Genomic DNA, 19,188 nt, shown 5'->3' with positions numbered 1-19,188 from the left:
CGCGTCCGGCAGGTGCTCATGGTCGTGCTCCAGCGAGGCGGTGACGCCGCCGCTGCTTCTGCTCCGGCGAGGCGCTGACGCCGCCGCTGCTTCGTGCTCCCGCGAGGCGCTCAGGTCGCCGCTACGCCGCCCGACCCACCCCCAAGGGGTGTGCCGTCTTCGATCGTCGTTCAGCGGGGCTTTGGCGCCCTCTAACCAGCCCGCCGCCGCTCCCTCCGACCGGACCGGCTCGCTCTCGCCGTGCCGGCCGCCGGAGCATGATGCAGTTTCGGGGAGACTGCGCGAATCCGGGCTCGGATTCCTGCAGTCTCCCCGAAACTGTGCGGATCTTGGCAGGCGGCCCGGAGCGGACCGCGAGCGGGGAGGGGGCGGGGCGGGGCGGGTCAGCCCTTGACGGAGCCCGCGAGCAGGCCGCGGACGAAGTAGCGCTGCAGGGACAGGAAGACGATCAGCGGGACGACGATGGAGACGAAGGCGCCCGCGGTGAGGCGCTGCCACTCGTTGCCGCGCGTGCCCGCCATCTCGGCGAGCCGGACGGTCAGCGGGGCGTTCTTCGGGCCGCCCGCGAAGATCAGGGCGACCAGCAGGTCGTTCCATACCCACAGGAACTGGAAGATGGCGAAGGAGGCCAGCGCGGGCACGATCAGCGGCAGCACCACGGACCGGAAGATCTTGGCGTGGCTGGCCCCGTCGACCTTGGCCGCCTCGACCAGGTCGCCGGGCAGCTCGGCCATGAAGTTGTGCAGCAGGAAGATGCCCAGCGGCAGCGCGAAGCAGGTGTGGGCGAACCAGACCGTGATGAACTTGGCCTCGTTCTCCAGCTCCCATGGCGGCAGCAGCTGGAACCCGTCGATCGCCACGCCCTTGTTGAAGAACTGCAGCAGCGGGATCAGCGCCATCTGCAGCGGCACGATCTGCAGCGCGAAGACGCCGATGTAGATCCAGTCGCGGCCGCGGAAGCGGGTCCAGGCCAGCGCGTACGCCGCCAGCGCGCAGAACGCCAGCGGGAACAGCACCGACGGGATCGTGATCACCAGCGAGTTGATGAAGAAGCTGGCCAGGCGGCCGGAGGAGGCCGTGGTGCCGAACAGCACCTCCTGGTAGTTGTCCAGGGTCAGCTTCGGGTCGCTGAAGAAGTTCCACCAGCCGTTGTTCTTGATCTGGTCCTCGGGCCGCAGCGACGAGACCAGCAGGCCGAACGTCGGCACGGTCCACAGCAGCGCGATCACCAGCGAGACGGCGCTGGCGGTCCGGCTGGTCAGCCGTTTGCGCACCCGCCCGGCCGGAGTGGCCGGCACCTCGGACTCCGGCCCTGCCGCGATCGTTTCCGTACCGGTGCTCATGCCGCCGCTCCGCTCCGCGGACCGCCGTCATAAGACACTTCAGTGCGCTGCAACATGATTCGCTCGATTCTCTCGCTCATCGCACTCCCTCCAGCCGACGGCGGCGCATGACCCGGATCTGGTAGATCACGATCGGGGCGACGAGGACGAACAGCAGCACCGCGAGCGCGGCGCCCTTGCCCTTCTCGTCGAAGCGGAACGAGTAGTTGTACATCTCGTTGGCCACGACGCTGGTGCCGAACTGGCCGCCGGTCATGGTGCGGACGATGTCGAAGACCTTGAGGGTGCCGATGGAGATGGTCACCATGACCACGACCAGCGCGGGCCGGATGCTCGGCACGGTGACCTGCCAGAACATCTGCCACGGGGTGACCCCGTCGATGCGGGCGGCCTCGACGATGTCGCCAGGGATGGCCTTGATCGCGGCCGACAGCACCACCATGGCGAACCCGGCCTGGATCCAGACCAGCACCGCGATCAGGAACAGCGTGTTCCACGGCCCGTCCAGCAGCCACTGCTGCGGCTCGCCGCCGAGCGCCACCACGATCTGGTTGAGCAGGCCGATCTGCTTCTCGCCCTCCTGGCGGTAGGCGTAGATGAACTTCCAGATGATGCCCGCGCCGACGAACGAGATGGCCATCGGCATGAAGATCAGCGACTTGGCGAACGACTCGAACCTGGCCCGGTCCACCATCACGGCGTAGACCAGGCCGACGGCGGTGGAGACGGTGGGCACCAGCAGCACCCACAGCACGGTGCTGAGCAGTACGCCGTACGAGACGGGGTCGGCGCTGAAGTCGGGCAGCATGCCCGAGGTCTTGTCCGTGAACATCCAGACGAAGTTGTCGAAGCCGACGAACTCGGTGGAGTCCTTGTTCATGAAGGCCAGGATCAGGGTGCGGATCGCCGGGATGATGAGGCCCACGGTGAGCAGGGCACCGGCCGGCAGCAGCAGGCCCAGCGAGACCCAGCGGTCCTTGCGGCTGGGCAGCACGTCCAGCACCAGCAGCAGCAGTCCCACCACGGCCGCGAAGGCGATGACGCCGTACAGCAGCATCATCAGCTTCGGGCCTTCGGCGGTGAAGTCGAAGTCCACGCGGTCTCCTCGTCGGCCGGTCGGAGGAAGACTACGCCGTGTGGGCCCGGTCGGACCCACACGGCGTAGTCTTCATGATCAAAGAATCACGCGGAACCGGTCACTTCGGCCAGGACGCCTCGATCGCGTCGAGAGTGCTCTTGGTGTCCTTGCCGTTGATCCACTCGGTCATGCCCTTCCAGAACGAGCCCGCGCCGACGGCCGCCGGCATCAGGTCCGACCCGTCGAAGCGGAAGACCGACTTCGGGTCCTGGAGGATGCCGACCGCGACCTTGTCGATCGGGTTCTCGACGTTGGCGACGTCCAGGCCCTTGTTCGCCGAGATCCAGTTCTTCAGCTTGGCGCGGCCGTTGGCCCAGTCCGAGGTGGCCAGGTAGGTCTGCACCGCCTGGACCTCGGGGCGGTCGGTGAAGGCGCCGACGAACTCGCCGCCGCCCAGCACCGGCTTGCCCATGGCCGGGTCGATGGCCGGGAAGTAGAACGCGAAGGCGTCGCCGTCGGCCGACACGTTGGTGCCCTTCGGCCACTGGTTGGCGTAGAAGGACGCCTGGCGGTGCAGCGCGCACTTGCCCTCGACGATGGGCAGGCCGCCCTCCTGGAACGCGGTGGTGGCGATCGACTTCACGCCGCCGTAGCCGCCGTTGACGTACTTCTCGTTCTTGAGGATCGAGCCGACCCGGTCGGTCGCCGACACGATGCGCGGGTCGTTGAACGGGATGGCGTGCTTGACCCACTGGTCGTACACGTCGGCGCCCTGGTCGCGCAGGAGCACGTCCTCGATCCAGTCGGTGGCCGGCCAGCCGGTGGCCTCACCGGACTCGATGCCCGCGCACCACGGCTTCATGCCGCTGGCGGCGATCTTGTCGCTGAGCTCGATCATCTCGCCCCACGTGGTGGGGACGGTCCAGCCCTTCTCCTTGAAGGTCTTGGGCGAGTACCAGACGAACGACTTCACGTTCGCGCCGAGCGGGGCCCCGTAGAGGGTGCCGTCGACGGTGCCGTACTTCAGCCAGTCGGGCGTGAAGTTCTTCTCCGCCATGGTCTTGGTCTTGTCGCCGGCGGCCTTGAGCTTGCCGCCCTTGGCGAAGAACTCCAGCAGACCCGGCTGGGGCATGAAGGCCAGGTCGGGCGCGTTGCCGCCCTCGACGCGGACCTTGAGCTGGGCCTCGAACTCGCCGGACCCCTCGTACTCGATCTTTACGCCGGTGCAGTCGGCGAACGCCTTCCAGGACTGCTCCAGCAGCCCGGCCTCGGCGTCGCGGATGGGGGAGTAGATCGTGACGGTCTTGCCGGCGATGCCGGTGTAGTCCGTGTACGCCGCGCACTCGGGCTTGTCGAGATTGCCGGTGGCGTCGGGCGTGTCCGAGCTGCCGCACGCGGCCGCGGACAGGGCCAGCGCGACCGCGCCCGAGAGGGCGAGCAGACGCCGGTGTCTGGTGGACATGGAGTTTCCTCCTCGATTTCGTTGTCGGAGCGCAGCCCGATTTGAGCCGGACTACACGCAACGTGACGCAAGATATGCAAACGCTTTCCATCTCACGCTGTCCAGCGCTCACCACAGTAAGGTTCGTAACGATTCGGAAACCAGCTCGCGTCCAGTGGCATGAGTAACTGGAACTACCAGGGTGCTTTCCCCCGGCGTGGTGAGCTACACTCGATCTCGGTTTTTGTGTATGTGGTTTGCTCGCGTTGCCCTCCCTTGGATTCACCTCCTGTGAGAGCCGCCGGTGCCGCTGCTCAAGTGGCCAACCCCCGCACGAGGTGTGCGGCGCGGTTCGTTTTGTGCAAGGAAATGGTGAAAATGGCTCAGGGAACCGTCAAGTGGTTCAACGCCGACAAGGGTTTCGGGTTCATCTCGGTCGACGGGGGCGGCGCTGACGTCTTCGTGCACTTCTCCGCGATCCAGTCCTCGGGCTTCCGCAGCCTCGAGGAGAACCAGCGGGTCGAGTTCGACATCGTGCAGGGCGCCAAGGGCCCGCAGGCCGACCAGGTCCGCCCGGTCTGACCGGCTGACCCCAGCTGAACGTGGACGGGCCGGTTTCGACCGGCCCGTTTTTCGTGCCCGGAGTATCTCCGCCGCCGCCGGAGCAGGCTACTATCAAACCAAGACGGACGTACGGTTTGCTGGAGCCGACCTTGGGGGGCGTGAGATGTGGAACCCGGACATCTACCTGCGGTTCGCCGACGAGCGGGGACGACCGTTCCACGACCTGGTCGGCCGGATCGCCGCCGCGGACCCGCGCGAGGTGGTCGACCTGGGCTGCGGGCCCGGCAATCTCACCGAGACGCTGGTCACGCGCTGGCCCGGGGCGCGGGTGCGCGGTCTGGACTCGTCCCCCGAGATGATCGAGAAGGCGCGGACGGACGGCGGCCGGGTCGGGTACGAGGTGGCGGACGTGCGCGACTACGTGCCCGGCCCCGACACCGACGTGATCACCACCAACGCCGTGCTCCAGTGGGTGCCCGGCCATGAGCGCCTGCTGACCGACTGGGCGGCCGCCCTGCGCCCCGGCGCCTGGCTGGCCCTGCAGGTGCCCGGCAACCAGGACGCTCCTGCCCACCTGGCCCTGCGGGAGCTGTGCGCGGCGCCCCGCTGGGCCGACCGGCTCGGCGGGCTCGACGACGCGGTCCGCCGCGTCCCCGACGCCACCGGCTACGCCCGCCTGCTGCGCGACGCCGGGTGCGACGTCGACGCCTGGGAGACCGAGTACCTGCACCAGCTGCCCGCGGACGGACCGGAGCACCCCGTGCTGACCTGGCTTAGCGGCACGGCGCTGCGCCCGGTCCGCGCCGCGCTCGACGACGCCGACTGGGCCGGGTTCCGGGCCGAGCTCCAGCCCGCGCTGGCGCGCGCCTACCCGCCGTACGCGGGAATCGTGGACTTCCCCTTCCGCCGCGTCTTCGCCGTCGCCCGCAAGCGCTGACCACCGGAGCCGGGCCCCCGGCCCGCACAGTAAAGTGCGCTCATGGCTGATCTTGCCGGTTTTGTCGCCGGGCTGCCCAAGGCGGAACTGCACGTCCACCACGTCGGCTCCGCCTCGCCGCACGTGGTGGCCGAGCTGGCCGCGCGCTACGAGGGCGACACCCGGGTCCCCGCCGACCCGGCCCTGCTCGCCGACTACTTCACGTTCACCGACTTCGCGCACTTCATCCAGGTGTACCTGAGCGTGGTGGACTTGATCCGCGACGCCGAGGACGTGCGCACGCTGACCTACGGCATCGCGCAGGACCTGGCGGCGCAGCAGGTCCGCTACGCCGAGCTGACGATCACGCCGTTCTCCAGCGTCCGGCGGGGCATCCCGGCGCAGGCGTTCTGCGAGGCGATCGAGGACGCCCGGCTCAGCGCCGAGCGCGAGCTGGGCACGGTGCTGCGCTGGTGCTTCGACATCCCGGGCGAGGCGGGCCTGGAGGCGGCCGAGCAGACCCTGCGCATCGCGCTGGACCAGCGCCCTGAGGGCCTGATCAGCTTCGGGCTGGGCGGGCCGGAGATCGGCGTGCCGCGACCGCAGTTCAAGCCGTTCTTCGACCAGGCGCGGGCGGCGGGGCTGCGCAGCGTGCCGCACGCGGGCGAGACCACGGGCGCGCAGACGGTATGGGACGCGCTGACCGAGCTGGGCGCCGAGCGCGTCGGCCACGGCATCCACGCCGCGCAGGACCCCCGGCTGCTGGCGTACCTGGCCGAGCACGCGATCCCGCTGGAGGTGTGCCCGACCTCGAACGTGCGCACCCGGGCGGTGGCCGAGATCGGGCAGCACCCGCTGGCCGCGATCGTGGCGGCCGGGGTGCCGGTGAGCATCAACTCCGACGACCCGCCGATGTTCGGCACCACCCTGAACCGGGAGTACGAGGTCGCCGCGGGCCTGCTGGACCTGGACGCGGCGGGCGTGGCCGAGCTGGCCCGCGCCGGGGTGCGGCAGTCGTTCGCCCCCGACGCGGTCAAGCGCTCGCTGCTGGCCGAGATCGACGCGTACGCCGCCTGATCAGACCTTGTGCAGGGTGCGCACCTTGCGCCAGACGGCGGCGTCCAGGGCGCCGGCGCGGTTCGAGAACGAGCCCGCCGGCACCCGGATCGGGTCGGTCAGGTCCAGGAAGCTGTCGTGGTCGGCGTCGGCGTCCCAGGTCCGGGTGGGGATCACGATGTGGTCGCGCCGGTGCGACTGGTCCTGGCTGGTGATCTTCAGGACCTCGTACGCCCTGGCGTCGCCGCGCAGCACCACGCAGGGGCGCACCTTGTGGCCGGTGCCGTCCTCGTAGGGCACGTCGGCCCACCAGATCTCGCCGGGCTGCGGTCCGCCGGCCGGCGTGCCGGGGCGGCTCGGCGCGCCCGGACGGCCGGGCCTGCGCCCGGGGCGGGTGGGAGTGGGGCGGCGGCGCAGCCACCACACCAGGGCGGCCAGCGCGAGCAGCGCGATCACGGCATAGGTCAACCACATGACCGCCGAGTCTAGGTGCGCCGCCCGGAGGCGGGGGCCGCGGCAGGGGTCAGGAGCCGGTAGGCGTCGTCGGGCGGGACGGGGCGGGAGAACAGGAAGCCCTGGCCGTAGCCGCAGCCGAGCTGGACGAGGCGGTCGCGCTCGTCGGGGGTCTCGATGCCCTCGGCGATGAGCTCCAGGCCCAGGTTGCGGCCCATCAGCACGATGGTGCGGACCAGTTCGCCGCTGCGCCGGTCGGTCGACAGCCGGGACACGAACGACCGGTCGATCTTCAGGGCGTCGATCGGCAGCCGGTGCAGCGCCTCCAGGGACGAGTACCCGGTGCCGAAGTCGTCGATGTAGAGCCGGCAGCCGACCTCGTGCAGCGCGTCGAGGATGTCGCGGGCCGGGCCGACGTTCTCCATCACCACGCCCTCGGTGATCTCCACGGCGAGGCTGCCCGGGGGCAGGTCGTGCCGGTCCAGCGCCCCGGCCACGTCGTCGAGCACGGTGCCGGCCCAGAACTGGCGGTTGGAGACGTTGACGGCGACGGACAGCCCGGCCGGGGTGCCCTCGTGCCGCCAGGTGGCCAGCCGCCGCGCGCACTCGTCGATGACCCAGCGCCCGATCGGCACGACCAGGCCGGTCTCCTCGGCGACCGGCATGAACTCGCCCGGCGCCAGCAGCCCGCGCACCGGGTGCCGCCAGCGGATCAGCGCCTCGAACGAGCGCACCGCGCCCGAGCGCAGCAGCACGATCGGCTGGTAGTGCACCTCGAACTCGTCGCCCTCGATCGCCTGGCGCAGCTCGGTCTCGATCTGCATCCGGCTGACCGCCCGGTCGTGCATGGTCGTGTCGAACATCGCGTGCCGGCCCTTGTGCGCCGACTTGGCCGAGTACATCGCGATGTCGGCGTCGCGCAGCAGGTCCTCGGCGTTGAGGTAGCGGCGGCTGCTCATGGTGATGCCGATGCTCGCGGTGACCACGACGTCCTGGCCGTGCAGCTGGAACGGCTGCGCCAGCACCCGGTGCAGCCGCTCGGCGACCTGCGCCGGGGTGTGCGGTGCGGCCACCTCGTCGAGCAGCACCAGGAACTCGTCGCCGCCGAAGCGGGCCACCGTGTCGGTCTCGCGCAGCGCCCCCTTGATCCGGCGGGCGACCTGCTTGAGCAGCCGGTCCCCGGCCGAGTGCCCCATGCTGTCGTTGACCACCTTGAAGCCGTCCAGGTCGAGGAAGAGCACCCCGAACGGGCGGCCGTGCGGGCGGCGGAACTGGCGCATCGCCTGGCGCAGCCGGTCCAGGAAGAGCGAGCGGTTGGGCAGGCCGGTGAGCTCGTCGTACAGGGCGGCGATGCGCAGCTGCTCCTTCTGCCGCAGCGACTCGCGCAGCAGCGCCTGCCGGTCCAGCGCCACGGTGAGCAGCGCCGCCCACTGGTTGTACGGCTCCCGGCCGGTCGCCCCGGTGGTGGACACCCGCTCCACCACGGCGAGCCAGCCCCAGTCGCTGGTGCCGTTCTTGACCGGCACCACGAGCGTCACCAGGTCCTCGCCGAGCAGCCGCGGCCGGCGCAGCAGCGGCGGCGGGAACTCGCTCACCGGCAGGGACGGCTCGGCGTCCGTACGCGGCGGGCGCCCGGCCTCGAACAGGCTGGCCACCTCCAGCACCGGGTCGGCCTCGGTCGGGGGCAGGCCGCCGGTCCACAGGCCGAGGCAGCCCGCGCGTACGCCGGTGCGGCCCAGCCACTCCAGCCGGGCCGGTTCCCGCTGCCCCCGCAGCAGGTCCATGCCGACCTCGTACTGCACGCTCAGGTGCTCGCGCAGGCCGGCGCTCTCGTGGAACAGGGTGCTGCCGCGCATCTGGGTCAGCGCCAGCAGCGCCGGGATGGCGCCCTTGCCGCGGCAGCGCAGCAGCTCGGCCACCTCGTACAGCACCTCGGCGCGGCCGCCGAGCCGCAGCAGGTCGGCGGCCGCCTCGGGCAGTTCGGCCACCGCTTCGGCGTGGGCCGGTGCGGGCGGGTCGGCACCGCAGCCGGGGTTCGGTTGCTCCACGGCGGCCGACACCACCTCCGCGGCGCGCTTCAGGATGATGGTGTCCGCCGCCGACAGGGTGCCGTGCACCGGCGTGACCAGCTCGGCGATCCGGTCCGGGAGGCGCTCGGGCCGGTCCGGCACCACCTGGGTGTGCGGCTCACCGGCGCAGCCGCACGACTCCCGCACGATCAGCGAGGTGGGCACGGTGATCCGGCCCTCGGGCGGCGGCTGGCCGTCGACGATCGCCAGCAGCGTCCGGGCGGCCACCTTGCCGATCATGTCCATGGGCTGCCGGACGCTGGTCAGCCTCGGGGTCAGGTACGAGGAGGAGCGGATGTCGTCGTAGCCGACCACAGCCTGGTCGTCGGGCAGCCGCAGGCCCGCCCGCTCGAACACGTCCATCAGGCCGGCCGCGTTCTCGTCGGTGGCGCAGACGATCGCGGTGGAGCGCAGGCCGTCGGCCAGCATCAGCTGGGCCGCCGCCGCGCCGCCGGTGGTCTGGTTGTCGGCGGTCGGGTACGCCAGCCGCGGGTCGGGTTCGAGGTCGTGCTGGCGCAGCGCCGCCCGGTAGGCGTCGTAGCGCTCGCGTACGTCGGCGGTGCCCAGGTGCCCGGTGAACGCGATCCGCCGGTGCCCGTGCGCGACCAGGTGCGCCACCGCCTCCCGGATGCCGGTGCGGTTGTCGGGCATGACCAGCGGCAGGTCCTGGCCGGGGATGGGCTGGCTGACCATCACCACGGGCAGCCCGGCGGCGCGCAGGTCGGCCAGGTAGCGGGGCGTCACGGCCTGCAGCACCACGATGAACCCGCTGGCCAGCCGCCACGCCACCGGATGCCCGAGCTCGCTCGGCTCGGTGATCTCGATGTGGTCGGTGCCGGCGTCGAGCGTCTGCACGGCGATGACGCCCGCGCCGGCCTCCGCGGCGGTGCCGGCGATGCCGGACAGCACCCCGCCGAAGTACCAGCCGCCGAGAAACGGCGACAGGACTCCAAGGGTGGCGTCAGTCGACACCTACAGACGGTACCGCGCCAACTCGGACATACTCCGGAAAAATGGGTTCAAGGCATCCGGAGCACCCACCGGTACGCCTGCACCAGGCCCGTGTCGAAGCTCGCCGCCGAGCCCCACAGGAACAGCCGGAACCGCCGGTACAGCGGATCGCCCCAGCGCCGCACCACCTCGTCGCGGGCCGCGTCCAGCCGCCGCGCCCACTCCGCGCAGGTCAGGTGGTAGTTGTGCCGGTCGTCGTCCACGCTGACCAGCTCGAACGGCGACCGGGCCACCTGCCGCAGGTACGAGTGCAGCACCAGCGGCGAGGACTTGCCCGGGTAGATGTAGCGGCTCATGAACGTGGACACCCGGTGCTTGGCCCGCATCGCCAGCGCGTCCAGGTACACGTGCCCGCCGGGGCGGACCAGCTCGGCGTACTTGCGCAGCGAGGCCCGGTAGTCGGGCAGGTGCTCGGTCACGCCCATGTTCACGATCGCGTCGTAGCGGCGCGGCGCCTCGTAGCGCAGCAGGTGCTGCCGGACCACCCGCGCGGGCAGCTGCTCGCGGGCGAACAGGTCGGACAGGTAGCGCTCGGACTCCTCGGCCAGGGTCAGCGTGGTGACGTGCACGCCCTGGCGGGCGGCGTACTCGGAGAAGGCGCCCCAGCCCCCGCCGACCTCCAGGATGTGGTCGCCGGGGGAGACCTTGAGCGCCTCCAGCGCCAGCTGCATCTTGCGGGTCATGGCGTCCTCGAGCGGCTCGTCGTCGCGCTCGAACACGCCCTGGGTGTAGCAGCGGTGCCGGGAGTCCATGAAGGTCAGGAAGAACTCCGACTCCTCGTCGTAGTGCGCCGAGATGGCGCGCCGGTCGTGCTCGGCCCCGCCGAACCGCAGCGCCGGGGCGAACCGGGCCACCCAGGCGATGGGGTGCCGGTCGTGGAACATGCCGCGGATCTTGAGCGCGGCCATCAGGTCGCCCTCGAAGTCCAGCCAGCCGCGCAGGTAGGCCACGCCGATCTGGAACTGGTCCAGCCCGGCCAGCGCCTTGGCGCCGCGCGGGTCGGTGACGGCGATGGTGAATGCGGGATCGCCGGTGCCGACGGTGTGCGCGACCGCCCCGTGGCGCACCGAGAAGGGGGTTCCGGCCCGGCCGGAGAAGTATTGCTGGAAACGACGGTCCAGCGTACGACCGAGATCAATACTCGTCATTGCGCCAATCTAACGGCGTGCAAACGCCCCCGAAAGGGGTCGCGGGTGAACGCGGCACGACAGGGGCCGCCGCGGGCACCGGCTGACCGGTAACCGGCATGATCGGTACGCCCGATAGCATGGCCGGAGCCGGACAAACCGCTGGGACCACTCTTTCAAGGAGATCATCGTGAGCGCACCGATCAGCCCGCCCGCCGCCGACCCCGTCGTCGTCGCGGCCGGGACGACGTGCGCCGACGCGATCGCCGCCGCGGGCCTGCCGGTCCACGGCGCCAAGGCGATCGTGGTGGTCCGCGACCCCGAGGGCCGCCTGCGCGACCTCGACTGGGTCCCGTCGGTGGAGACCTCCGTGGAGCCGGTCGCGATCGACTCGCCCGACGGCCTCAACGTGCTGCGCCACTCGACCGCGCACGTGCTGGCCCAGGCCGTCCAGGACATCTTCCCCGAGGCGAAGCTGGGCATCGGCCCGCCGATCGACAACGGCTTCTACTACGACTTCTCCGTGCCCAAGCCGTTCCACCCGGACGACCTGGACAAGATCGAGAAGCGGATGCAGGAGATCGTCAAGTCGGGGCAGCGCTTCCAGCGCCGCCGGTTCGACTCGCTGGAGCAGGCCAAGGCCGAACTGAAGGACGAGCCGTTCAAGCTCGAACTGGTCGACATCAAGGGCGACGCCGGCGACGACGTGATGGAGGTCGGCGGCGGCGAGCTGACCATCTACGACAACTTCGACGCCAAGACCGGCGACCGCCGCTGGGGCGACCTGTGCCGGGGCCCGCACCTGCCCAGCACCCGGCTGATCGGCGCGTTCAAGCTGATGCGCTCGGCCGCGGCGTACTGGCGCGGTTCGGAGAAGAACCCGCAGCTCCAGCGGGTGTACGGCACCGCGTGGCCGACCCGCGACCAGCTCAAGGACTACCTGAAGCTGCTGGAGGAGGCGGCCCGCCGCGACCACCGCAAGCTCGGCACCGACCTGGACCTGTTCAGCTTCCCCGACGAGATCGGCTCCGGCCTGGCCGTCTTCCACCCCAAGGGCGGTGTGATCAAGCGCGAGATGGAGGACTACGTCCGTGCCCGACACATCGAGGAGGGCTTCCAGTACGTCGGGACGCCGCACATCACCAAGGAAGGCCTCTTCCACACCTCGGGCCACCTGCCCTACTACAAGGAGACCATGTTCCCGCCGATGGACATGGAGGGCAGCGACTACTACCTCAAGGCCATGAACTGCCCGATGCACAACCTGATCTACCGGTCGCGCGGGCGGTCCTACCGCGAGCTGCCGATCCGGCTGTTCGAGTTCGGGTCGGTGTACCGGTTCGAGAAGTCGGGCGTCATCCACGGCCTGACCCGGGTGCGCGGCTTCACCCAGGACGACTCGCACTCCTACGTCACCAAGGAGCAGGCGGCCGCCGAGATCAAGCACCTGCTCGACTTCGTGCTCGGCCTGCTCAAGGACTTCGGCATCACCGACTTCTACCTGGAGCTGTCCACCCGCGACGACACCAAGCCGGACAAGTTCGTCGGCTCGGAGGAGGACTGGGCGACCGCGACCGCGGTGCTGGAGCAGTGCGCGGTCGAGACCGGCCTGCAGCTGGTGCCGGACCCGGGCGGCGCGGCCTTCTACGGCCCGAAGATCTCGGTCCAGGCCAAGGACGCGATCGGCCGTACCTGGCAGATGTCGACCATCCAGTACGACTTCAACCAGCCGCGCGGCTTCGAGCTGGAGTACCAGGCCGCCGACGGCACCCGCCAGCAGCCCGTGATGATCCACTGTGCCAAGTTCGGCTCGATCGAGCGCTTCATCGGCGTGCTCACCGAGCACTACGCCGGCGCCTTCCCGGCGTGGCTGGCGCCGGTGCAGGTGGTCGGCATCCCGATCCGCTCCGACGACGAGGCCGGGCACACCGCGTTCCTGTTCGACTTCGTCGCCCGCCTGCGCAAGGAGGGCATCCGGGCCGAGGTCGACGCCTCCGACGACCGGATGCAGAAGAAGATCCGCAACGCCCAGCAGCAGAAGATCCCGTTCATGGCGATCGTCGGCGACCAGGACCTGGCCGACGGCACCGTGTCGTTCCGCTACCGCGACGGCTCGCAGCGCAACGGCGTGAGCCTGGACGAGGCGGTCGCGCACGTGGTCGAGGTGGTGCGCTCGCGTACCAACTCCGGCCCGTCCGCCGGGGTCGCCGAGGCGGTCGAGGCGGGCGACGCGGCGTGAGCACGCGCACGCACGAGGCCGGGTACGTGCTGGACACGGACCCGGCCCGGCTCGACCTCGCCGCCGTCGAGCAGTGGCTGCTGCGCGAGGCGTACTGGACCTCCGGCCGCGACCGCGAGGTCATGGAGCGCTCGCTGGCCGGATCGACGGTGTACGGCCTGTACGCGCAGTCCGGTGCCCAGGTCGGCGTGTTCCGGGTGGTCACCGACGGGGCGACCTTCGCCTGGCTGTGCGACGTGTTCGTGGACACCGGGCACCGCGGCCTGGGGCTGGCGCAGTGGGCCGTCACGGTGATCCGCGACGAGCTGCAGGCGCTCGGGATCCGCCGGATCATCCTGGCCACCGCCGACGCGCACGGGGTCTACGCCAAGGTCGGCTTCACGCCGATGGCCAACCCGGAGCGGTGGATGGAGCTCGACACCCGGCCGGTGATCCCGACTCGCGCCCCTCGGCAGGTCGCGGCATGAGCACCGCCGACCCCGACGGCCTGGAGCGGCTGTGGACCCCGTGGCGGATGGCGTACGTCAGCGGCGGCACCAAGCCTGAGGGCTGCCCGTTCTGCGTCGCGCCCCAGACCGATCCGGACGGCCTGATCGTCGCCCGGGGCGAGGCGGTGTACGCGGTGCTCAACCGGTTCCCGTACAACCCGGGACACCTGCTGATCTGCCCGTACCGCCACATCGACGACTACCCGGAGCTCGACGCGGCCGAGACCGCGGAGCTGGCCGAGTTCACCAAGACGGCGATGCGGGTGGTCCGCAAGGTCTCCAACGCGCACGGCTTCAACATCGGCCTGAACCAGGGCAGCGCCGCCGGGGCCGGGATCGCCGCGCACCTGCACCAGCACGTGGTGCCGCGCTGGGGCGGCGACAACAACTTCCTGCCCGTGGTCGGGCGGACCAAGGCGCTGCCGCAGCTGCTCACCGACACCCGCGACCTGCTCCTGGCAGCCTGGCCCAGCTGACCGGCCCGGCCATCCCGCTCGCCCGACCGCGCAGCCACCCCGGCTCTCGATAGGCGGAGTGCGCCGCGGGGCGGTGATCGGCGTTGAATGCGGGATTCGGCCGCGGCGGGGCCCGGTGGGGCTGCACCATCGGCGGTGTGGGGATGTCGCGGCGCGGGCTGATGCGCGGCGGGCTGGCCGGGCTCGGCGGGGCCGCCGCCGGGATCGCGGTGCTGCGCGGCCGGGAGTGGATCGGTCCGGACCGGCTGCCGCTGGACGGCGGGTACGCCCCGGCGGGCAACGAGCTGGGCGGGCAGGGGCGCGGGGCGGTGAGCGTGCTGTGGCACGTACGCACGGAGCAGCCGCTGGTGGCGTTGACCTTCGACGACGGCCCGGCGCCGGACTGGACGCCCCGGGTGCTGGACACCCTCGACCGCCTCGACGTCGCGGCCACGTTCTTCGTCGTCGGGCAGCGGCTGCGCCGCCACGCCGCGCTGGTGCGCGACCGGTACGCCCGCCACGAGGTCGGCAACCACACCTGGGCCCACAAGGACCTCGCCCAGCGCGACGAGCGGGGCGTACGCGACCAGTTGCGCCGCTGCCACGATGCCGTCGCCGACGTGCTGGGGCGCGAACCGACCCTGCTCCGCCCGCCCTGGGGGCACCTCGGCGGTACCACGCTGACGGTGGCCGAGGAGCTGGGCTACGACGTGGTGATGTGGTCGCGGCAGATGCGGGAGGCCGCGTTCGCGCGCGACCCGGCCGGGATCGTGGCCGACACGGTGGCGGCGGCCCGACCCGGGGCGATCATCCTGGCCCATGACGTGGGGGACCGGCGGCGCCTGGTGACCATCGACCACCTCACCGGGATCGTCGCCGGCCTGCGCGACCGGGGCCTGCGCCCGGTCACCGTCTCGGCCCTGCGCGCGGCGGCCGCCGCCGACCCGGCCCCCTGATCGACGTTGGCCTATCTAGTGCAGAGTGCGGGTGCACCGGCGCACTTAGCATTGACGCTGGCCTATCTAGAGGACGGATTTCGTCGAATCGTCCTCTAGATAGGCCAGCGTCAATACAGGGCGGAGCGGGGCGGGGGTGCCGGGGCGGGGCGGGGCGGGGTGGGTCAGCGGGTGGTGTGCTCCTTGCGGGCCTGGTCGGCCAGGTGGCCGGGCATGGGCTCGTACCGGGCGAACTCCCGCACGAACGTCCCCGCCCCGGCCGTCATCGACCGCAGGTCCACCAGGTACCGCTGCAGCTCCAGCGCCGGCACCTCGGCCCGGATCTGGGTACGCTCGCCGCCCGCCGGGTCCGACTCCGACCCCAGCACCCGCCCCCGGCGTCCGGACAGGTCGCTCATCACCGCGCCGACCGCCGTGTCCGGCACCGTGATGACCACCTCGTCGACCGGTTCCAGCAGCGCCACATGGGCCTTCTCGGCCGCGTCCTTCAACGCCATGCCGCCCGCGGTCTGGAACGCGGCGTCGGAGGAGTCGACGCTGTGGGCCTTGCCGTCGACCAGGGTCACCCGGAAGTCGACCACCGGGTACCCGGCCACGATGCCCCGCTCGGCCTGGGCGCGGACGCCCTTCTCGACGCTCGGGATGTAGTTGTGCGGGATCGCCCCGCCGACGATCTTGTCGACGAACTCGATCCCGGTGCCGCGCGGCAGCGGCTCCAGCTCGATCGCGCACACCGCGTACTGGCCGTGCCCGCCGGACTGCTTGACGTGGCGGCCGTTGCCGCTGGCGGCGGCGGTGAACGCCTCGCGCAGGGCGACCTTCGCCGGTTCGGTGCTCAGCTCCACCCCGCCGGTGCGCAGCCGGTCGAGCACCACGTCGGCGTGGGCCTCGCCCATGCACCACAGCACCAGCTGGTGGGTCTCCGGGTTGCGCTCCAGGCGCAGGGTCGGGTCGCCCGCGACCAGCTTGGCCAGGTTCTTGGCCAGCGCGTCCTCGTCGGAGCGGGTCTTGGGCACCACCGCGACCGGCAGCAGCGGCTCGGGCATCCGCCACGGCGCCACCAGCAGCGGCTTCTCCTTGTTGGAGATCGTGTCGCCGGTCTCGGCGGCGGTGGACTTGGTGATCGCGCAGATGTCGCCGGCCACGCACAGCGGGACCTCGCGCAGGTTCGCGCCGAGCGGGGAGTAGATGTGCGTGATCCGCTCGTCGGCGTCGTGGTCGGGGTGGCCGCGCTCGGCCAGGCCGTGGCCGCTGATGTGCACCGGGGTGTCGGGGCGCAGCGTGCCGGAGAAGACCCGGACCAGGCTGACCCGGCCGACGTACGGGTCGACGGTGGTCTTGACGACCTCGGCCACCAGCGGGCCGCTCGGGTCGCAGTCCAGCTCGTCGCGGGGCGAGCCGTCCACGCCGGTGACCGCGGGCAGCGGGTGCTCCAGCGGCGTCGGGAAGGCCCGGGTGAGCAGCTCCAGCAGGGCGTCCAGGCCGACGCCGGTGGCGGCGCACACCGGCACCACGGGGTGGAAGTGGCCCCGGGCGACGGCCTTCTCCAGGTCGTCGACGATCACCTGCGGGTCGATGTCCTCGCCGGCGAGGTACCGGTCCATCAGGGTCTCGTCCTCGCTCTCGGCGATGATGCCCTCCAGCAGCTCGCCGCGGGACTCCTCGATGGCGGGCAGGTGCTCGGCGTCGGGCTCGCGCACCTGGGGCGGGTAGCCGCCGGAGTAGTCGTACACCCGCTGGTTGATCAGGCCGATCAGGCCCTCGACCGACTGGCCGTCGTCGCCGTGCATGGGCAGGTACAGCGGCTGGATCTCCTCGCCGAAGACCCGCTGGCACAGCGCCAGCGCCTCGTCGAAGTCGGCGCGGGGGTGGTCCAGGCGGCTGATCGCGACCGCGCGGGGCATGCCGACGGCGGCGCACTCGTCCCACAGCGCGGCGGTGGCCGCGTCCATGCCGTCGGCGGCGCAGACCACGAACAGGGCCGCGTCGGCGGCGCGCAGGCCCGCGCGCAGCTCACCGACGAAGTCGGCGTAGCCGGGCGTGTCCAGCAGGTTGATCTTCACTCCGTCGTGGCTGAGCGGCGCGCACGCCAGCGCGACTGAGCGCTGCTGCTTCACCGCGGCGGGGTCGTGGTCGCCGACGGTCGTACCCTCGGTGACGCTGCCCGCCCGGCTGATCGTCCCGGTCGCCGCCAGCAGCGCCTCCACCAGCGTGGTCTTGCCGCTGCCCGCGTGCCCGACCAGGACGACGTTGCGCACCTCCTGCGGATGCTGCGCGACCTGCGCCGGAGCCTGCGAGACCTTCTCCTTGTCGCCGCGCGCCATGCCGCCGCCTCCACTCCATGTGTCTGTTACTGCATTGTTTCCGATTCCACACCCATCTCGGGCGTTCGACCACAACCCTGGCATGCCCGTGTCGCCGCTGTCGGCGCGGGTCGACCCCACCGCTATCGTTAGCGCCATCATGGCGAAGATCTTCAGCGTGGTCGGCAAGGCGGGCACCGCCAGGCTGCTCGACCCACTCAGCCGGGCCCTGCTGCGCATGGGCGTCAGCCCCGACGCGGTCACGGTGGTGGGCACCGTCGGCGTGCTGGTCGGCTCGGTCGTGTTCGTCGCCCAGGGTCACTTCCTCGCCGCCACGATCGCGATCACCCTGTGCGGGCTGGCCGACGTCATGGACGGGTCCATGGCCCGCCAGCGCGGCACCGCCAGCCGGTACGGCGCGCTGCTCGACTCGGCCATGGACCGGATCGCCGACGGTGCCGTCTTCGCCGGGCTGATCTGGTGGTTCGCCGTCACCGGCGACCGCCCGACCCTGCTCGCGGCGCTGATCTGCCTGGTCGCCGGGCAGGTCGTGTCGTACGTCAAGGCGCGCGCCGAGGGGCTGGGCATGGCGTGCCACGTCGGCCTGGTCGAGCGGGCCGAGCGCCTGATCATCATCGGCGTCGGCGCCCTGCTGACCTCGGTCGGCGGCCTGAGCTGGGGCCTGCCCGCGTCGCTGTGGGTGCTGGCGGCGGGCTCGATCTTCACCATCTGGCAGCGCATGTGGCACGTGTACAAGCTGGAGCAGGCGCGGACCGCCGGCGGTGAGTCCGCGTGAGGGACCGCCTGGTCGACCTGAGCTACGCCGGCGGCTGGCGGCTGGTGCGGGCGATGCCGCACGGCGCCGCGTCGGCGCTGTTCCGGGCCGGGGCCGACCGCGCCGCGGGCAAGCGCGGGCCCGGCGTGCAGCGGCTGGCGCGCAACCTGAGCATCGTGCTGGGCCGCCCGGCGCCGCCGGAGCTGGTGCGCGCCGCGATGCGCTCGTACGCCCGCTACTGGCTGGAGGCATTCCGGCTGCCCTCGCAGAGCCCGGCGCAGCTGCGCGACGGCTTCCGGCTGCACGACTTCCACAAGCTCGCCGACGCGCACGCGGCCGGGACGGGCGCCATCGTCGCGCTGCCGCACGCGGGCAACTGGGACGCGGCCGGGGCGATGGTCACCGCGCACGGCCTGCCGCTGACCACCGTCGCCGAGCGGCTCCGTCCGGAAGGCCTCTACCAGCGGTTCCTGGAGTTCCGCGAGGGCCTGGGCATGAGCATCATCCCGACCGTCGGCGGCAGCGGCTCGCCGGTGGACCTGCTGGTCGAGCGGCTCGGCCAGGCGCACATCGTGCCGCTGCTGGCCGACCGGGACCTGTCGGCGCGCGGGGTCGAGGTGGAGTTCTTCGGCGGCCGCACCCGGATGCCGGCCGGTCCGGCGCTGCTGGCGCTGCGCACCGGCGCCCCGTTGTTCGTCGTCGACATGTGGTACGAGCCGGACGCCCCCTGCGGGCGCGTGGTCGGACCGCTGCCCCTGCCCGACCCCGGCGCCCCCCTCGACGTGCGCGTGCGGCTGCTGACGCAGCAGGTCGCCGACGGCCTGGCGCGCGGCATCGCGGCCAACCCGGCAGACTGGCACATGCTGCAGAAGCTGTGGCTGTCCGAGCCGAGTGCCGCCGACCCCGAGGAGTGA

Annotated in this window: 16 protein-coding genes; 9 read left to right on the top strand and 7 right to left on the bottom strand. The window is 71.6% G+C overall.

Annotated elements, in window-relative coordinates:
- Positions 1 to 383 precede the first annotated feature (383 nt).
- The 3 genes from QEZ54_RS15460 to QEZ54_RS15450 form a co-directional block, all read right to left on the bottom strand.
- Positions 384 to 1,343, bottom strand: coding sequence for a carbohydrate ABC transporter permease (locus QEZ54_RS15460; protein WP_281305282.1), 960 nt, complete (start codon positions 1,341 to 1,343; stop codon positions 384 to 386).
- Positions 1,344 to 1,419: 76 nt separating this feature from the next.
- Positions 1,420 to 2,439, bottom strand: a complete 1,020-nt coding sequence (locus QEZ54_RS15455) for a sugar ABC transporter permease (RefSeq protein ID WP_281305281.1) — start codon at positions 2,437 to 2,439, stop codon at positions 1,420 to 1,422.
- Positions 2,440 to 2,539: 100 nt separating this feature from the next.
- Positions 2,540 to 3,883, bottom strand: a complete 1,344-nt coding sequence (locus QEZ54_RS15450) for an ABC transporter substrate-binding protein (protein WP_281305280.1) — start codon at positions 3,881 to 3,883, stop codon at positions 2,540 to 2,542.
- A 357-nt stretch (positions 3,884 to 4,240) separates the two neighbouring features.
- On the opposite strand from QEZ54_RS15450, the gene QEZ54_RS15445 reads away from it, so the two are divergent.
- The 3 genes from QEZ54_RS15445 (at position 4,241) to QEZ54_RS15435 (ending at position 6,419) form a co-directional block, all read left to right on the top strand.
- Positions 4,241 to 4,444 carry a cold-shock protein gene (locus tag QEZ54_RS15445; protein WP_281305279.1) on the top strand — a complete coding sequence of 68 codons (204 nt, stop codon included), beginning with the start codon at positions 4,241 to 4,243 and terminating at the stop codon, positions 4,442 to 4,444.
- Between the two features lie 145 nt (positions 4,445 to 4,589).
- Positions 4,590 to 5,363, top strand: a complete 774-nt coding sequence (locus tag QEZ54_RS15440; RefSeq protein WP_281305278.1) for a trans-aconitate 2-methyltransferase — start codon at positions 4,590 to 4,592, stop codon at positions 5,361 to 5,363.
- Between the two features lie 42 nt (positions 5,364 to 5,405).
- Positions 5,406 to 6,419, top strand: coding sequence for an adenosine deaminase (locus QEZ54_RS15435; protein ID WP_281305277.1), 1,014 nt, complete (start codon positions 5,406 to 5,408; stop codon positions 6,417 to 6,419).
- Here QEZ54_RS15435 and QEZ54_RS15430 read toward each other — a convergent pair whose 3' ends face one another.
- From QEZ54_RS15430 to QEZ54_RS15420, 3 genes are read right to left on the bottom strand one after another with little or no spacing between them, the layout of a single operon-like run.
- On the bottom strand, positions 6,420 to 6,872 hold the full coding sequence (locus tag QEZ54_RS15430) for a type II toxin-antitoxin system PemK/MazF family toxin (RefSeq protein ID WP_281305276.1): 453 nt from the start codon (positions 6,870 to 6,872) through the stop codon (positions 6,420 to 6,422).
- A gap of 11 nt (positions 6,873 to 6,883) precedes the next feature.
- The gene (locus tag QEZ54_RS15425) at positions 6,884 to 9,892 is read right to left on the bottom strand and encodes an EAL domain-containing protein (protein ID WP_281305275.1); all 3,009 of its coding nucleotides are present in this window, start codon (positions 9,890 to 9,892) and stop codon (positions 6,884 to 6,886) included.
- Between the two features lie 47 nt (positions 9,893 to 9,939).
- Positions 9,940 to 11,079 (bottom strand): class I SAM-dependent methyltransferase, encoded by a 1,140-nt coding sequence (locus QEZ54_RS15420; RefSeq protein WP_281305274.1) that lies wholly within the window; start codon positions 11,077 to 11,079, stop codon positions 9,940 to 9,942.
- Between the two features lie 169 nt (positions 11,080 to 11,248).
- Here QEZ54_RS15420 and thrS point away from each other — a divergent pair, with 169 nt between their 5' ends.
- From thrS to QEZ54_RS15400, 4 genes are all read left to right on the top strand, one after another.
- The gene (thrS, locus tag QEZ54_RS15415) at positions 11,249 to 13,297 is read left to right on the top strand and encodes a threonine--tRNA ligase (RefSeq protein WP_281305273.1); all 2,049 of its coding nucleotides are present in this window, start codon (positions 11,249 to 11,251) and stop codon (positions 13,295 to 13,297) included.
- Complete coding sequence (locus QEZ54_RS15410) at positions 13,294 to 13,764, top strand: GNAT family N-acetyltransferase (RefSeq protein WP_281305272.1); 471 nt, start codon at positions 13,294 to 13,296, stop codon at positions 13,762 to 13,764. Before thrS ends, QEZ54_RS15410 begins: the two co-directional genes overlap by 4 nt.
- Positions 13,761 to 14,261 carry an HIT domain-containing protein gene (locus tag QEZ54_RS15405; RefSeq protein WP_281305271.1) on the top strand — a complete coding sequence of 167 codons (501 nt, stop codon included), beginning with the start codon at positions 13,761 to 13,763 and terminating at the stop codon, positions 14,259 to 14,261. Before QEZ54_RS15410 ends, QEZ54_RS15405 begins: the two co-directional genes overlap by 4 nt.
- 143 nt (positions 14,262 to 14,404) lie before the next feature.
- The gene (locus tag QEZ54_RS15400) at positions 14,405 to 15,196 is read left to right on the top strand and encodes a polysaccharide deacetylase family protein (RefSeq protein WP_281305425.1); all 792 of its coding nucleotides are present in this window, start codon (positions 14,405 to 14,407) and stop codon (positions 15,194 to 15,196) included.
- 164 nt (positions 15,197 to 15,360) lie between these two features.
- Here QEZ54_RS15400 and QEZ54_RS15395 read toward each other — a convergent pair whose 3' ends face one another.
- Positions 15,361 to 17,520, bottom strand: coding sequence for an elongation factor G-like protein EF-G2 (locus tag QEZ54_RS15395; protein WP_281305270.1), 2,160 nt, complete (start codon positions 17,518 to 17,520; stop codon positions 15,361 to 15,363).
- A 139-nt stretch (positions 17,521 to 17,659) separates the two neighbouring features.
- Between QEZ54_RS15395 and pgsA the strand changes: the two genes are divergently transcribed.
- Positions 17,660 to 18,295, top strand: coding sequence for a phosphatidylinositol phosphate synthase (pgsA, locus tag QEZ54_RS15390; RefSeq protein WP_281305269.1), 636 nt, complete (start codon positions 17,660 to 17,662; stop codon positions 18,293 to 18,295).
- Positions 18,292 to 19,188, top strand: a complete 897-nt coding sequence (locus tag QEZ54_RS15385; RefSeq protein ID WP_281305268.1) for a phosphatidylinositol mannoside acyltransferase — start codon at positions 18,292 to 18,294, stop codon at positions 19,186 to 19,188. The genes pgsA and QEZ54_RS15385 overlap by 4 nt, the downstream gene beginning before the upstream one ends.

The sequence above is a fragment of the Catellatospora sp. KI3 genome, assembly GCF_029948125.1.
Classification (GTDB): Bacteria; Actinomycetota; Actinomycetes; order Mycobacteriales; family Micromonosporaceae; genus Catellatospora.
The sequence above is the reverse complement of the archived record's forward strand: the minus strand, read 5'-3'. Positions and strand labels throughout refer to the sequence as shown.